This window comes from Streptomyces sp. NPDC046308 (assembly GCF_055588065.1).
Genome location: NZ_JBVJFB010000001.1, coordinates 391,804 through 406,667, shown reverse-complemented (window position 1 = coordinate 406,667; position 14,864 = coordinate 391,804). Strand labels below are relative to the sequence as shown.

The following is a 14,864-nucleotide window of genomic DNA, read 5'->3' as shown; positions in this document are numbered from 1 at the left end:
GGCTGCCGGGGCGGTCTCGCTGCCGCACAGACCGGGTGGCGCGCTGCCGCCGTCCCCACGAGGCAGCGCGGGCGGGTCGCCGTCAGGTCATCGGGACGGCGGCCCGCCGGTTCAGGGGGTCCGTCCGGCCGGGTGCCGGGCGGGGTGGGAGGGTGCGAGGCCCAGGGACGGGAGCATGACGGCGTCGACGAACCGGACCAGGTAGTCGGCGTCCGCGTACCGCCCTTCCAGGACCGGCCGGATCCGGAGCACGCCCATCAGCTGGGCCGGCAGGAACTCCACGGCCGGGTGGTCGGCGGCGATCTCGCCGCGTGCCACGGCCCGCCGCACCATCACGTCGAACGCGGCGAGCTCGGGCTCGACCAGCGCCTCGCGCAGGGCGGCCTGGAGCTCCTCGTCGCTGAGCACGGCGTGCCCCAGCGCCTGCGTCAGCCGGGTGTCGCGCCCGGAGGTGCCGGCCGCGATCCGGGCCGCCTCGCGCAGGTCGCCCGCCAGCGTGCCGGTGTCCACCGCGACGAGGGTGCCGTGACGGCCCGCGCGCAGGGCGGCGGCGACGAGCTGGGGCTTGGTCTTCCACTGCCGGTAGAGCGTGGACTTGCCACAGCTGGCCCGGGCGGCGATGCCCTCCATGGTCAGCGCCTCGTAGCCGTGCTCGCGCAGCTGCTCCAGGACGGCGTCGTAGAACTCCTGCTCCCGCTCCGGGGTGATCTTGGAGCGGCGCGCGGGGGGCGGCGTCGACGTCATGGGCTGCGGCTCTCCTCGGGGGCTCCTCGGCGGCGGTTCCACCACGAAGTGTACGGGAACGCGACCGTATCGGTACACCAGCGTATCGATACGCCAATGTATCGATACACTGGCGTGTCGCAGTGCGCGTAAACAGGAAGAGAGACCGGGGGATGACCTCCCACACCACACCTGCCGGGCCGGAGGCCGGGCCAGCCGGACCGAGAGCCGCGCGCCGTCGCCTCATACGCGAGCTGCTGCTCGTCGCGGGCTTCTTCACCGTCTACAAGGCCGGCCGGCTGCTCTCGACCGACCGCACCGGGGAGGCGTTCCGCAACGCGGAGCGAATATGGGACGCCGAGCGGGCGCTGTGGCTGCCCGGTGAAGGCGCGGTGCAGCGGCTGCTGCTCCACGGGGACGCCCTCGTGCACACCGCGAACACCTACTACGCGGTCGTCCACTTCCCCGCGACCGCGCTCTTCCTGATCTGGCTCTACGTCCGCCGCCCCGCGCACTACCTGTGGACCCGCCGGGTCCTGGCCGTGCTCACCGGCGCCGCCCTCGTCCTGCACCTCGCCTTCCCGCTCGCACCCCCGCGGATGCTCGAAGCCGCACGGCTCATCGACACCGGGCAGGTCTACGGGCCCACCGTCTACCGGGCCGCGCCGGACGCCGACACCCTGGCCAACCAGTTCGCCGCGATGCCCTCGCTGCACTTCGGCTGGGCGCTGATGCTCGCGCTCGGCGTGATCGCCGCCACCCGCACCCCGTCCCCGGCCGGGAAGGCCCCCTCCCGGTGGCGCCTGCTGTGGCTGCTGCACCCGCTGCTGACCCTGCTGGTGATCGTCGGTACCGCCAACCACTACTGGCTCGACGCGGTCGTGGCCGCCGTCCTGCTCGGGGCGGCCCTGCTGCTGGTGCCCCGCCCGCGCGCGGCCGGCCCCGGCACGGACCCCGGCGCGAACTCGGACCCCGGCGCGAACTCGGACCCGGGCACCGACTCGGGTACGGACTCCGACGCGCACGCTGATGCGGACGCCGCCGCGGGAGGGCTGCCGGACCGGCAGAGCGCCGCGGCCGCCGTAGGGGCAGGGCAGTGAACGACACCGTCCTCGCCCTCGCGCTGTGCCTCGCCTCGGCCGTGGCCTACGCGGCCGGCGCCGTCGCCCAGGAGCGCCTCGCCCGCGCGGCCGTCGCGCGCAGTGCCAAGGCGCTGATGGGCTCCGGCGCCTGGTGGTGGTCGGCCGGGCTGAACGCGGCCGCCGCGCTCCTGCACGCGGCGGCCCTGCGGTACGGCCCCCTCACCCTGGTGCAGCCGCTCGGCGCGCTCACCCTGGTCGCGGCCGTCCCGCTGGGCGCGCGGCGCTCCGGACGCCGGGTGGCGGCCACCGAATGGCGGGGCACCCTGGCCACCGTCGCCGGGCTCGGCCTGCTCCTCCTCCCGGCCTCCGGGCCGGCCCCCGACGACACCCTCACCCTGGCCGAGGCGCTGGCCGTGTCCGGGGCGACGGCCGCCGTGATCCTCGCGCTGACCGCGTCCAAGGACCCGCGCTCGGGGCTGCGGCACGCGACGGCGTCCGGGCTGGCCTCCGCGGCGGCCTCCGCCCTGACCCAGACCGTGGCCGTGGCGGGCGGCCGCGGCGGGGCCCTGCTCAGCTTCCGGGTCGTCGCGGTGGCCCTGCTCGTCGTGTTCTTCGCCGTCGGCGGGATGCTCCTCTCGCAGCGGGCCTACCGTGGCGGCCTCGGCGCCCCGCTCGCGGTGGTGAACCTGGCCAACCCGCTCGCCGCGGCCGCCATCGGCATGGTCCTGCTCGGCGAGCGCCTCCAGGGCGGAGCGCCGGGCGTGCTGCTGGCCGCGGCCGGGGCCCTGCTGGCGGCCCGCGGAGTGGTCCTGCTGACCCGGACGCCGCCCGCCGGGGTGGCGCTCCCGCAGGCGGTTCCCACACCGGCTCCGACGGCGGCTCCGGCCGCCGCCGAGCCCGCCGTGCCGGCCGGCCGCATGGCGGCCTGATCCTGAGAGAACCGTTTCGGCCACGGCCGCGTCCTCCCTGCTGAACGCCCGGACCCGTGGAACGTCCGGACGCGCGGGAACGACCACCGAACGACCGAACCACCGAAGCGGAGTGACTGGGCATGGGGATCGTCAGCTGGATCATCCTGGGACTGCTGGCCGGCGGCATCGCCAAGGTACTGCTGCCCGGCCGGGACCCCGGCGGTCTGATCGGCACCACCCTCATCGGCGTCGCCGGCGCCTTCATCGGCGGCTGGCTCTCGGCGAAGGTGCTCGACAAGCCCATCCAGACGGAGTTCTTCGACCTGGCCACCTGGGGCTCCGCCATCGCGGGCTCGCTGGTCCTGCTCATCGGCTACCGGATCCTCTTCGGCAACTCCCGGGACTGACCCGGCTCCGCGCGCCGGCGCCCGCACCACGACCCGTCAGGTTCCGGCCGATGTCCGGGCCGGACGGGGCCGGGCACCCCGCGCCGCGTCGCCCGAAGGCCGCACTACCCTGGCCGGACCACGCGAGGGGCGAGAACGAGCAGCGAGGAAACCGGTACGACATGAGCGTCACCCCCGTCCCGACGGCCGACCTGTACGACGAGCACGGCGAGTCCCTCGGCATCTGTACCACCGCGTTCCGTCAGTTCGGCGGCCGCCGCCTGTTCGCCGGTCCCGTACGGACCGTCCGCTGCCACGAGGACAACGCCCTGCTGCGCGCCCTCGTGCACACGCCGGGCCAGGGCGCCGTGCTCGTCGTGGACGGCGGCGGTTCGCCCCGGACCGCCCTGGTCGGCGACCTCCTCGCCGGCGCGGCCGAGAGCAACGGCTGGGCGGGCCTGATCATCAACGGCTCGGTCCGTGACAGCGTCGCCCTCGGCGGCCTCGACCTCGGCATCAAGGCGCTGGGCACGGTCCCGCGCAAGAGCGGCAAGACCGGCGAGGGCGCGGTGGACGAGCCCGTCACCATCGGCGAGATCACCTTCCGCCCCGGCGACACGGTCCACGCCGACGACGACGGCGTGGTCCTCCTGCGCGGCTGACGGCGAGAACAGGCCAGGGCCCGCGTACCGGCCCTGGCCCGGCCGGGCCGGCCCGCGTTTCACTGCGGGCCCATGAGACGACACAGGATCACGGGCCTGCTCGGCGCGATCGCGCTGGCCGCCGGCACCCTGGCCGCCGCGGGACCCGCGCACGGCCTCACCCCGGCCGACCCGCCGCCCGCGCACGGCGTGACCCCGGCCGACCCGCCGCCCGCCGAGTTCGGCACCGACTGGCACGACCCGCTCACCCCCGCCCCGCCCGTCACCCGCCCCGCGACGCGGTCCTGCGAGGTGACCCTCGCCGAGGCGCAGTTCCGCGACTTCACCCCGTACCAGGGCAGCTACGCGCCGCCCGCGGCCTGCGGCACCGGCCCCTGGGCGAAAGTGGTCCTGCGCCTCGACGGCAAGGTCAAGGGCCGCCAGTACGACAGGCTCGGCCACCTCTCCCTCGGCGGCGTCGAGATCCTGCGGACCTCCACCCCCCAGCCCTCGCCCGACGGGATCACCTGGTCCGTGGAGAAGGACGTCACCCGCTACCGCGACACCCTCGCCCGCCCGCAGCCCGTCGAGATGCTCATCGGCAACGTCGTCGACGACACCTACACCGGCGTCATCGACGTCAGGGTGACCCTGACCTTCTACGCGGCGGAGGGCGGCGCCGCGGCCCCCGACACCCCCGACCGCGTCCTGCCCCTCACCTCCCCGTCGGTCACCACCCCGCGCAACACCGAGCGCCTCGTCGCCGAGGTGTACGCGACCGGCTCCGGCGGCGGCTGCGAGGAGTACTGGTACATGACCACCCCGGACGCCGCCCCGTACTCCTGCAAGGCCGCCGACGGCCCCCACCGCGAGGTCCGCGTCCTCGTCGACGGGCAACTCGCAGGCATCGCCGCCCCCTTCCCCACCGTCTGGACCGGCGGCTGGTCCAACCCCTTCCTCTGGTACGTGACTCCGGGCCCGCGCGCCTTCGACGTCCAGCCGATCCGCTACGACCTCACCCCCTATGCCGCCCTCCTCAACGACGGCCGCCCACACCGGATCGACGTGTCCGTCGCGGGGGTGCCGGCCGGGCAGAGCGGCTGGAGCACCCCCACCAACCTGCTGCTGTGGCAGGACGAGGCCCGGCAGGTCGTCACCGGCGCCCTGACCCGGCACGAGCAGAGCGAACCGGCGGGCCACTCCCGCTGGACGCCCGCCGCACCCGGCGGACAGCACCGCCTGGACACCGAGGGCCGTCACCGGCTGACCGTCGCCGGACACCTGGACACCTCCCACGGCCGGGTGGCCACCACCGTCACCCGCACCGTGCACGGCACTTCCGTCCACCGCTGGACCGAGGGCGAGAACCTCGACGCCCTCGACGCCACCTGGACCGACGAGGAGAGCGTGACGCACGGGCCGACCACCACCCGGACCGCCCGCACCTACACGATGGACGGTGAGACCACCCTCGGCGCCGGCGACCGGCTGCGCACCGTCCTCTCACTCGGCGACCGAACGGACACCGTCACCCTGCGCGGCGGCCGGCCCGTGGAATCCTCCCGGCTCGACGACCAGTACACGGGTGACGCCACCTACACGGCGAACGTCCCCCGCGACCAGCGGCACGCGGTCGCGACCACCTCCGCCCGCCACCGGCTGTACGGGTCACAAGCACCGGGCGGGTGCTACGACCGCACGGTGGGCACCGTCCAGGGAACGGTCACGGTGGACCGCCGACGCTGCTGACGGTGGCGGCGCCTACGATGATCCGCCATGGACACGAGTGAGGCCGGCAGACAGCTGATCGACGGGCGCTTCGAACTGGTCGCGCCCCTGGGCAGCGGCGGCATGGGAACCGTTTGGCGGGCGCGCGACATAGCCCTGCACCGAGAGGTCGCCCTCAAGGAAGTACGCCCGCCCGACCCGGCGACCGCCGCCGCCCAGCCCGGCCTCGCGGACCAGATGCGCGAGCGCGCCGTCCGCGAGGCACGCGCCCTCGCCCGCCTCGCCCACCCCCACGTCGTGACGATCCACCACATCGTCGAACCGCCGGAAGGCGCCGACGGGCACCCGTGGATCGTCATGGAGATGGTCAGGGGCGGCTCCTTGTACGACCGCCTGGAGTCCGGACCGATGCCGCCCGCGGAAGCGGTGCGGCTCGGCCTCGACGTCCTGTCCGCGCTGCGCGCCGCGCACGCGGAGGGCATCCTCCACCGCGACGTGAAGCCCGCCAACGTCCTGCTGCGCCCCGACGGGTCGGCCGTCCTGACCGACTTCGGCATCGCCGCGCTGCACGACTCCACCGGGCTCACCGCGACCGGAGTGCTGATCGGCTCACCCGAGTACATCGCACCCGAGCGGGTCCGCGGGGAGGAGGGGCTGGCCGCCTCCGACCTGTGGTCGCTCGGCATGCTCCTGTACGTCGCCGCCGAGGGAACCAATCCGCTGCGCCGGGCCACCAGCCTGGCCACGGTCGTCGCCGTGCTCGACGAGCCGATCCCGGCGCCGGTGCGCTCCGGCCCGCTGGGACCCGTACTGGAACGACTGCTCGTCAGGGACCCGGCCGCGCGGCCCGACGGAGCGCAGCTGGAACGGCTGCTCCGCGACGCGAGCGCCGCTCTCGGTTCCGGTACCGGTCCTGGGACCGTCGTCCCGCCGCCCGTCGCCTCCCCGGTCGTGCCGAACCCGTACGGGCAGTTCGGTCCGTACGCGCCGGCCGGCGCACCGCCCACCCCGCCGCCGTACGGCTCCGGTGGCTCGCCGTACGCCGCGGCCACGACGCCCGTTCCGGTGACGTCCGCCGCGCGCAGGCGCCCGGCCCTGATCGGCGCCGCGATCACCGCGGTCCTGGCGGCCGGCGTCGTCGGCATCGTGCAGCTGCTGCCCGACGGGAACTCCGGCGACGACGGCGCGAAGGGCGGCGCCGCGTCCCGCCCGGCCGTCGCCACCTCCGCCACCCCGCCCGGGCGGGACGCGTCCTCGGGCCCGGCCCCCAAGGCGAGCGCGCAGAAGGCGGACGCCCCCCGGGGCAGCATGATGACGCCGGAGAACATCCGTACCGCCCTCGCGGCGTTCAAGAAGGAGACGGGGACGACCACCTTCGTCGACATGACGCTCTACGACGGCTACATCCTGGCCTCCATCCCCACCGCCGCCGGTGCCGAGACCGTCGACTCCTGGCAGTACCGCGACGGCGCCGCATCGCGCACGGGCCCGGACGGCACGGTCGAGGAGGGGGAGCCGCTGATCGACATGGCCACGGTCAACTGGGACGCGCTGCCCGGCATGCTGGAGCAGTCCAAGAAGGACCTGAAGGTCGAGAAGCCGACCTCGCGCCACGTCATCGTCGACCCGTGGATGATGGACCAGGTCCCCTCCATCCGCACGTACCTCAGCGACGAGTACGGGCGCGGCGGCTACATCCTGTGGAAGACCGACGGCAGCCTCAGGAAGGTCACCGTCACCTGATCCCGCGCGCCCGTACAGGGCCGCACAGGAGCCGGGGAGGGCGCGCACGCACGCGCCCTTCCCTCCGCCCACGCGTACACCGAGGAGTTCGACCACCGTGCCCAGCTGGCGCACCACCCTCACCGCGGCCGGGATACCCGGCCCCCGGCTGCGGGACGACTACACGCACGCCGCCCGCCGGGTGCTCCGCCGTGAGCCGGCCCCGTACCTCGCGCTGCGGCTGCTCGCCGCGCCGCCGCTGGTGCCGTACCTGGCCGCCGGACTCGCCTTCATGAACCTGGTCGACGACGTGGCCGAGACCGGCACCCCGCAGCAGCGGGCCGAGGGACTCGCCGCGCTGGCCGGGCGCACCGATGCGGCCCTGTCATCGGGGGACAGCGCGGACCCCGTGCTGCGCGCCTACGCCCACGCGGTGGACTCCCGCGCCCTCCCCGCGCACTGGGTCTCCCGTTTCCTGGAGGGCGCCGCCACCGCCGAGGCCGCCTTCGACGGCTTCGCCGCCGAGGAGGACTTCCAGGCCTATCTCGACGCCTACGCGTTGCCCGGCGTGCTGGTCTTCACCGGACTCCAGTACCGGGGCGGCCCCGACCGGGAACAGGCCGCCGGCTGGCGGCGGTTCGTCGACGCCGCCCAGCGCGTCGACTTCCTCGCCGACCTCTGCGGGGACCTCGCGGACGGCCGGCTCTGCATCCCGCGCGAGCGGCTCGCGGAACACTCCGTGACCCGTGCCGACCTCGAACAGGCCCGTGACACCCCGGCCGTCCGCGCCCTCCTCGCCGGCGAGAGCCGGCGTGCGCGCACGGCCCTCGACGCCACCCACGGCATCCTCGACCTCGCCGAACCCGGACTGCGTCCCGTGATCGCGACGATGAGGGAGCTCATGGAGCACCAGCTGACCCGCGTGGAGCGGGCGGGCGTGGGTGCCCTGCGCCGGGACGTCGGCTACGGCCTGGCGGCGCCCCTGCGGATCCTCGTCCGCGCCGCCCGTCGGTCCGCGCCGTCCGTCACCGAGGCGGGTTCTAGTAGGGCCCGTTGACGTTGTCGATCGAGCCGTAGCGGGCTGCCGCGTAGTTGCAGGCGGCGGTGATGTTGGCGACCGGGTCGTAGGAGTTCAGCGAGGTGCCGGGCACGTGGTAGGCCTTGAAGGTCGGGTCGATGACCTGGAGCAGACCCTTGGACGGGATCCCGTTCTGGGCGTTGATGTCCCAGTTGTTGATCGCCAGCGGATTGCCCGAGGACTCCCGCATCACATTGCGGTGAATTCCGTTGTAGCTGCCGGGAATTCCGTGCTTGGCCATGACGTCGAGGGACTCGCGGATCCACCCGTCGAGGTTGTTCGGGTACGCGCCGGCCGGCTTGGCGGCGGGCTTCGCGGCGGGCTTGGCGGCGGCCGCGAGGGCGGGCCGGGCCGCGGACCGGCTCGCACGGGCGGGCTCCGCCTCGGTGCCGAGCTTCAGTTTGATGCCGGGCCGGATGATCGCCGGGTTGTCGCCGATGGCGCTCCGGTTCGCCGCGTAGAGCTGCTGCCAGCCGCCGCTCACGGAATGGTCCGCGGCGATCCCCGAAAGGGTGTCGCCCGCCACCACGGAATACGTCGTGGCAGTGGCCGTGCCGGCCGCGGGGGCGGCGGTCAGAGCCGCGGGAGCCGTGGCCGCCGGCACCGCACCTGCGGTGGTCGCGCTGATCAGCGGCAGAGTGAGGGCCGCGCCACCGGTGCCGGCCAGGGCCAGCTTGCGGGTGATCGGGTGGTGCTTCGGCCGGCGGTGCTTACCCTTTGCAGGCATGGCGGAATTCCTCGCGTGGGGGGACGGAAGAGCCCGGGTGGCGGCCTATTCGGCGAGCGGACCACCTGGAGTGAGGTGAAGGTAAGTGAGTGCTGAGGGCGGGAACAAGCCCCGAATTCCACCCATAGATCGACATCCCGCTATCGGCCCGTTAAATGACCATGAAGGCCCTGCGGTGAAATAGCCGATTCCCTTTCCGGGAAAAGGGGATCGGCCGTTCCGTGGAAATGATGTTGACCTCTCCCGCGTGACTCACATCACGGGTCGGGCCCCCGGCGCGCAATACGGTCAAGTTCGGCCTGGATGCTCCTCATTCGGGCGGCGGGCGCTTAAAGTGTCGAATCGCCCATTGCGGACTCTTTCCGGCGCCCGTCGCCTACTGTGGCGGGCCGGCCGGAAGCTCGCCCAGCCGCTCCAGGGTGGCCGTCACCGCCGCCTCCGAGGCCGGCAGCAGCGGGAGCCGTACGCCGGGGCTCGGAATGCGGCCCTGCGCGTGCAGCACGGCCTTGACGACCGAAGGATTGGGCTCCGCGAAGGCGGCCGCCGACATCCGGGCGAGCGCGTGTCCCAGCGGCCGCGCCCGGGCCACGTCGCCGGCCCGCCAGGCCGCCGCGAGCTCCACGAACCGCTCCGTCGCCAGGTGCGCCGAGGCGAGGATCCCGCCGGCCGCGCCCAGCGCCAGCAGGGGCGACAGGTACGCGTCGTCGCCCGCCAGCACCTCGAACCCGGCCGGCGGGTCCCCGAGCAGCGCCACCGCGTCCTGGTCGATGCCGCCGCCCGCGTACTTCATCCCGGCGACCCCGGAGAGCGCCCCGAGGGCCCGCAGCGCGGCCGCGTCCAGCGGCTGCCCGGTGCGGTACGGGATGTGATAGACGATCAGTGGCACGGGGCTCACCTCCGCCAGCCGCGCGAAGTGCGCCAGTACCCCCGGCGCCGAGGGTCGTACGAACGCCGGCACGGTGACCAGCGCCGCCCGCGCCTGCGGCCACCGCGCCAGGCGGGCCAGCGAGGCCTCGGCGGCCCGGGTGCCGCTCGCCCCGGCGCCGACGGTCAGCAGCGCCCCCCGCTCCCGGCAGACCTCGGCGCACACGCCGGTCACGAGATCGCGCTCCGCCTCGTCGAGGCAGGCCGCCTCCGCGGTGGTGCCGAGGGCGACGATCCCGGTGGCGCCCGCGTCGAGCACCTCGTGCGCGAGTGCCTCCAGGGCCGGGGCGGCCACGTCCCCCGCGGAGGTGAAGGGAGTGACCAGCGGTACGTGGATCCCCTGGAGCGAGAGGTCGCCGGAGGTCTGCGGCGTGATGCCCCGTGCCGTGCCCTGTGCCGTTTCCTGTGCCCTGTCCTGTGCCGTGTCGTGCGTCAGGTGCTGTGCCGTGTCCTGTGCCATGCCGAAGAGCCTCACCCGCCCGCAGCGTCAAATCCAGTTCGTGTTTCTTATCGGAACCGTAAGCTGAGCCGATGCTCGATGTCCGACGCCTGCGCCTGCTGCGCGAACTCGGCCGCCGCGGCACCATCGCCGCCGTGGCCGAGGCCCTCGCGTTCAGCCCTTCGGCCGTCTCCCAGCAGCTCGGCGTGCTGGAACGGGAGGCCGGCCTGCCCCTGCTGGAACGCACCGGCCGCCGGGTGCGGCTCACCCCGGCCGGGGAGAACCTGGTCCGGCACGCCGAAGCCGTCCTCGAACGGCTGGAGCAGGCCGAAGCCGACCTCGCCGAGGCGCGCGGCGGCCTGGCCGGAGCCCTGCGGATCGGCGCCTTCCCCACCGCCACCCGGGCCATCGTCCCGGCCGCGCTGGCCGCCCTCGCCCGGCGCCACCCCGCCCTGGAACCGATGGTCTCCGAGACCGATCCGGCCGCGGTGGCGCACGCCCTGCGGGCCGGCGACCTGGACGTGGCCCTGGTCCACGAGTACGACTTCGTCCCCGCACCGCAGGAGCCCGGCCTGGCCACCGAGCCGCTCTTCGCCGAGGCGATGTACCTGGCCGCGCCCGCCGGGGAGACGCCCGAGCCGGCCGAGGGGCCCGACGCGGGCACGGCCCTGCGCGCACACGCGCGGGCGCCCTGGATCACCGCCACGCCCGGCACCCTCTGCCACGCCATGACCGTACGGGCCTGCGAGGCCGCCGGTTTCACACCGCGGGTCCGCCACCAGGTCGACGAGTTCGCCACCGTGCTCGCGCTGGTCGCGGCCGGCCAGGGCGTGGCCCTCGTACCGCAGCTCGGGGTCACCGGCCCCGCGGACCCGGCCGTCCGCCTCACCCGGCTGCCCGTGCGGCGCCGTACCGGCCTCGCCTTCCGCAGTGGGGCCGGCGCCCATCCCGCCGTGGCCGCCTTCGGCGCGGCGCTCCGGGCCGCCGTACCGCCGGATCTGGTCGCGTCGCGCGCCGAAACGTGACACAACTCCCGTACCGCGTGCCGCCCGTGTACGTTCGTTGATCCAGACCGATTCGATCAGAGCGGGGTACGACGTGACGCATCGCGTACGAGGGGTCATCGCCCGGAGCAAGGGCGCACCGGTGGAGACGACGACGATCCTCGTGCCCGACCCGGGACCCGGCGAGGCGCTCGTCAGGGTCCAGGCCTGCGGGGTCTGCCACACCGACCTGCACTACCGCGAGGGCGGGATCAACGACGAGTTCCCCTTCCTGCTCGGCCACGAGGCCGCCGGGATCGTCGAATCCGTCGGCCCGGACGTCACCTCCGTGGCCCCCGGCGACTTCGTGATCCTCAACTGGCGTGCGGTGTGCGGCACCTGTCGCGCCTGCAAGCGCGGGCGGCCCTGGTACTGCTTCGCCACGCACAACGCCACCCAGCGCATGACCCTGGAGGACGGCACCCCGCTCTCCCCGGCCCTCGGGATCGGCGCCTTCGCCGAGAAGACCCTGGTCGCGGCCGGCCAGTGCACCAAGGTGGATCCGGCCGCGTCCCCCGCCGCCGCCGGACTCCTCGGCTGCGGGGTGATGGCCGGCCTCGGCGCCGCCCTGAACACCGGCAACGTGGGCCGGGGCGACTCCGTCGCCGTCATCGGCTGCGGGGGAGTGGGCAACGCGGCGGTGGCCGGAGCCCGCCTGGCGGGCGCCTCGAAGATCATCGCGGTGGACCTGGACGACCGGAAGCTGGAGTGGGCGCGCGGCCTGGGCGCCACCCACACCGTCAACGGCCGCACGGAGGACGTGGTCAAGGCCGTCCAGGGCCTGACCGAAGGCAACGGCGCGGACGTGGTCATCGACGCGGTGGGCCGCCCCGAGACCTACCGGCAGGCCTTCTACGCGCGCGACCTCGCGGGCACGGTGGTCCTGGTGGGCGTGCCGACCCCGGAGATGAAGCTCGAACTCCCGCTCCTCGACGTCTTCGGCCGCGGCGGCGCCCTCAAGTCCTCCTGGTACGGGGACTGTCTGCCGGAGCGCGACTTCCCCCTGCTCATCGACCTCTACCTCCAGGGCCGGCTCGACCTGGACGCCTTCGTCTCGGAGAGGATCCCGCTCGACGGGGTCGAGGAGGCCTTCGCCCGGATGGAACGCGGCGAGGTGCTCCGCTCGGTCGTCGAGTTCTGACACCGGCCCCGCCGGCCGGCCCGGACCCACCGGGCCGCAAGTCCCCGAGGGGCCCGGCCCGGCCGGCCGGGCACCCCATAGACTCGGCCGACCGCCACCACCGCGCCCCGCCGCCACCCGGCCGGGGCGCACGACTCCGCACCTCGCACCCCAGGGGGCCGCCCGTGACCATCGCCCACAGCTACCGCCAGCCCGGCACGGTCCTCACCGACCACCGGTTCACCGTCCCCCTGGACCACGCCCGCCCGGACGGGGAACGGATCGAGCTGTACGCCCGTGAGGTCGTCGCCACCGGCAAGGACCCCGAGACGCTGCCGTGGCTGCTGTACCTGGAGGGCGGTCCGGGTTTCGGCGCCCGCCGTTTCGTCGGCCGGCAGGCCTGGCTGGCGCGCGCCCTCACCGAATACCGGGTGCTCCTGCTCGACCAGCGCGGAACCGGCCGGTCCACCCCGCTGAACCGGCAGACCCTGCCCCTGCGCGGCACCCCCGCCCAGCAGGCGGAGTACCTCGCCCACTTCCGCTCCGACTCCATCGTGCGCGATGCCGAGGCCATCCGCCCCGGCCTGACCGGCGGCGCGCCCTGGACCGTGCTGGGCCAGAGCTTCGGCGGCTTCTGCGCGACCCACTACCTCTCCACCGCACCCGAGGGCCTCAGCGCCGCCCTGATCACCGGCGGCCTGCCCTCCCTCACGGCCACCGCCGACGAGGTGTACGCAGCCGCGTTCCCCCGCATCGAGCGCAAGAACCTGGCCCACTACGCCCGTTACCCGATGGACGTCGAGCGCGCCCGCCGGATCGCCGCCCACCTCGAGGACCGGCCCGCCGAACTCCCCGGCGGGCACCGCCTCACCGTCGAGGCCTTCCAGTCCCTCGGCATCCTCCTCGGTGGCGGGGACGGCAGCCACCAGCTCCACTACCTGCTGGAGGACGCCTTCGTGCCGACCCCGGCCGGCCCGGCCCTCTCCGACGCCTTCCTTGAGGGCGCCCGCGCCCTGCTGTCCTTCGCCGGTCACCCCCTCTACGCCCTGGTCCACGAGGCGATCTACGCACAGGACCCGGCGACGCCCACCGCCTGGGCCGCCGAACGGGTCCGGGCCGGACACCCCCGGTTCGACGCCGCGAAGGCCCTCGCGGGCGACGAACCGCTGCTCTTCACCGGCGAGACCATCCACCCCTGGCACTTCACCACCGACCCCGCCCTCGTCCCGCTCCGCGAGACCGCCGAACTGCTGGCCGCCCGTACCGGCTGGCAGCCGCTCTACGACCCGGCGCGCCTGGCGGCCAACGAGGTGCCGGTGGCGGCCGCCGTCTACCACGACGACATGTACGTGGACACCGCCGACTCCCTGGCCACGGCCCGCGCCGTGCGCGGGCTGCGGACCTGGGTGACGGACGAGTTCGAGCACGACGGCGTCCGCGCGAGCGGCACCCGCGTCCTGGACCGGCTCCTCGCCCTCGTGCGCGACGACGCCTGAGGCGGCCGTGGCGGCGCCGCCCGGGCGTCCCGCGGCGCCGCCACCCGCCCTGGGGAGGCCGGGTCTTCTAGGGTGTGATCATGAGCGAACCATCTGATCAGCAGACCCCCTTGCAGCCCATGCCCACTGACTGGCAGCGCGCTCTCGCGGTGGTGGCGCACCCCGACGACCTGGAGTACGGGTGCGCGGCCGCCATCGCGGACTGGACGGACGGAGGGCGGGAGGTCGTCTACGTCCTCGCCACGCGCGGTGAGGCGGGCATCGACAGCATCGCCCCCGCCGACTGCGGGCCGCTGCGGGAGGCCGAGCAGCGGGCCAGCGCCGCGGTCGTGGGCGTCTCCGAGGTGGAGTTCCTGGACTACCGCGACGGCGTGCTGGAGTACGGCCTCGACCTGCGCCGGGACATCGCCGCCGCCATTCGGCGGCACCGGCCCGAGCTGGTCGTCACCCTCAATCACCGTGACACGTGGGGTGGTGCGCAGGGCGGCGGCTACTGGAACACCCCCGACCACAAGGCCGTCGGCAGGGCGGTCCTGGACGCGGCCGGGGACGCCGGCAACCGCTGGATCTTCCCCGAGCTCATCGAGCAGGGCCTGGAGCCGTGGAACGGCGTGCGCTGGGTCGCGGTGGCCGGATCCGCCACCCCGACGCACGCGGCGGACGCCGGTCCCGGGCTGGAACGGTCGGTGAAGTCCCTGCTGGAGCACAAGGCGTACATCGAGGTGCTCACCGACGAGGACCCGGAGGAGTACGTCCGCAGCTTCCTCACCGGGAACGCCCAGCAGGCGGCGGCCCGCTTCGGCGGCCGTCCGGCCGTGCCCTTCGAGGTCTTCCCCCGCTGACC

The 14,864-nt window shown here is 74.5% G+C and carries 14 protein-coding genes; 11 read left to right on the top strand and 3 right to left on the bottom strand.

All coding sequences use genetic code 11. The annotated features are described in order from the left end of the window. Positions 1-111: 111 nt before the first annotated feature. The gene (locus ACZ6JT_RS01905) at positions 112-744 is read right to left on the bottom strand and encodes a TetR/AcrR family transcriptional regulator (RefSeq protein ID WP_469206158.1); all 633 of its coding nucleotides are present in this window, start codon (positions 742-744) and stop codon (positions 112-114) included. Between the two features lie 152 nt (positions 745-896). Here ACZ6JT_RS01905 and ACZ6JT_RS01900 point away from each other — a divergent pair, with 152 nt between their 5' ends. From ACZ6JT_RS01900 to ACZ6JT_RS01870, 7 genes are all read left to right on the top strand, one after another. Continuing rightward, positions 897-1,823: a phosphatase PAP2 family protein gene (locus ACZ6JT_RS01900; RefSeq protein ID WP_469206157.1), complete on the top strand. Its 927-nt coding sequence runs from the start codon at positions 897-899 to the stop codon at positions 1,821-1,823. After that, a complete protein-coding gene (locus ACZ6JT_RS01895) occupies positions 1,820-2,734 on the top strand; it encodes a DMT family transporter (RefSeq protein ID WP_469206156.1) in 915 nt (304 codons plus the stop codon). Before ACZ6JT_RS01900 ends, ACZ6JT_RS01895 begins: the two co-directional genes overlap by 4 nt. Before the next feature lie 122 nt (positions 2,735-2,856). Then, complete coding sequence (locus ACZ6JT_RS01890) at positions 2,857-3,123, top strand: GlsB/YeaQ/YmgE family stress response membrane protein (protein ID WP_030390536.1); 267 nt, start codon at positions 2,857-2,859, stop codon at positions 3,121-3,123. Between the two features lie 161 nt (positions 3,124-3,284). After that, positions 3,285-3,764 carry a ribonuclease E activity regulator RraA gene (gene rraA, locus ACZ6JT_RS01885; protein WP_469206154.1) on the top strand — a complete coding sequence of 160 codons (480 nt, stop codon included), beginning with the start codon at positions 3,285-3,287 and terminating at the stop codon, positions 3,762-3,764. 72 nt (positions 3,765-3,836) lie between these two features. After that, the gene (locus ACZ6JT_RS01880; protein ID WP_469206152.1) at positions 3,837-5,492 is read left to right on the top strand and encodes a peptide-N4-asparagine amidase; all 1,656 of its coding nucleotides are present in this window, start codon (positions 3,837-3,839) and stop codon (positions 5,490-5,492) included. Between the two features lie 27 nt (positions 5,493-5,519). Beyond that, on the top strand, positions 5,520-7,214 hold the full coding sequence (locus ACZ6JT_RS01875) for a serine/threonine-protein kinase (protein ID WP_469206150.1): 1,695 nt from the start codon (positions 5,520-5,522) through the stop codon (positions 7,212-7,214). 97 nt (positions 7,215-7,311) lie between these two features. Further along, the gene (locus tag ACZ6JT_RS01870; RefSeq protein WP_469206148.1) at positions 7,312-8,250 is read left to right on the top strand and encodes a phytoene/squalene synthase family protein; all 939 of its coding nucleotides are present in this window, start codon (positions 7,312-7,314) and stop codon (positions 8,248-8,250) included. Here ACZ6JT_RS01870 and ACZ6JT_RS01865 read toward each other — a convergent pair. Beyond that, entirely contained in the window at positions 8,234-8,998 is a 765-nt protein-coding gene (locus ACZ6JT_RS01865) for a transglycosylase SLT domain-containing protein (RefSeq protein ID WP_469206146.1), read from the bottom strand. The two genes, ACZ6JT_RS01870 and ACZ6JT_RS01865, sit on opposite strands and share 17 nt — an antisense overlap. A 376-nt stretch (positions 8,999-9,374) precedes the next feature. After that, positions 9,375-10,382 (bottom strand): dihydrodipicolinate synthase family protein, encoded by a 1,008-nt coding sequence (locus tag ACZ6JT_RS01860; protein ID WP_469206144.1) that lies wholly within the window; start codon positions 10,380-10,382, stop codon positions 9,375-9,377. A 71-nt stretch (positions 10,383-10,453) separates the two neighbouring features. Here ACZ6JT_RS01860 and ACZ6JT_RS01855 point away from each other — a divergent pair, with 71 nt between their 5' ends. The 4 genes from ACZ6JT_RS01855 (at position 10,454) to ACZ6JT_RS01840 (ending at position 14,862) form a co-directional block, all read left to right on the top strand. Further along, positions 10,454-11,386 carry a LysR family transcriptional regulator gene (locus ACZ6JT_RS01855; protein ID WP_469206142.1) on the top strand — a complete coding sequence of 311 codons (933 nt, stop codon included), beginning with the start codon at positions 10,454-10,456 and terminating at the stop codon, positions 11,384-11,386. A gap of 73 nt (positions 11,387-11,459) precedes the next feature. Next, the gene (locus tag ACZ6JT_RS01850) at positions 11,460-12,545 is read left to right on the top strand and encodes an S-(hydroxymethyl)mycothiol dehydrogenase (protein ID WP_469206140.1); all 1,086 of its coding nucleotides are present in this window, start codon (positions 11,460-11,462) and stop codon (positions 12,543-12,545) included. Between the two features lie 170 nt (positions 12,546-12,715). After that, positions 12,716-14,020 carry an alpha/beta fold hydrolase gene (locus ACZ6JT_RS01845; protein WP_469208131.1) on the top strand — a complete coding sequence of 435 codons (1,305 nt, stop codon included), beginning with the start codon at positions 12,716-12,718 and terminating at the stop codon, positions 14,018-14,020. 80 nt (positions 14,021-14,100) lie between these two features. Then, positions 14,101-14,862 carry a PIG-L deacetylase family protein gene (locus ACZ6JT_RS01840; RefSeq protein ID WP_469206138.1) on the top strand — a complete coding sequence of 254 codons (762 nt, stop codon included), beginning with the start codon at positions 14,101-14,103 and terminating at the stop codon, positions 14,860-14,862. Positions 14,863-14,864: the final 2 nt, after the last annotated feature.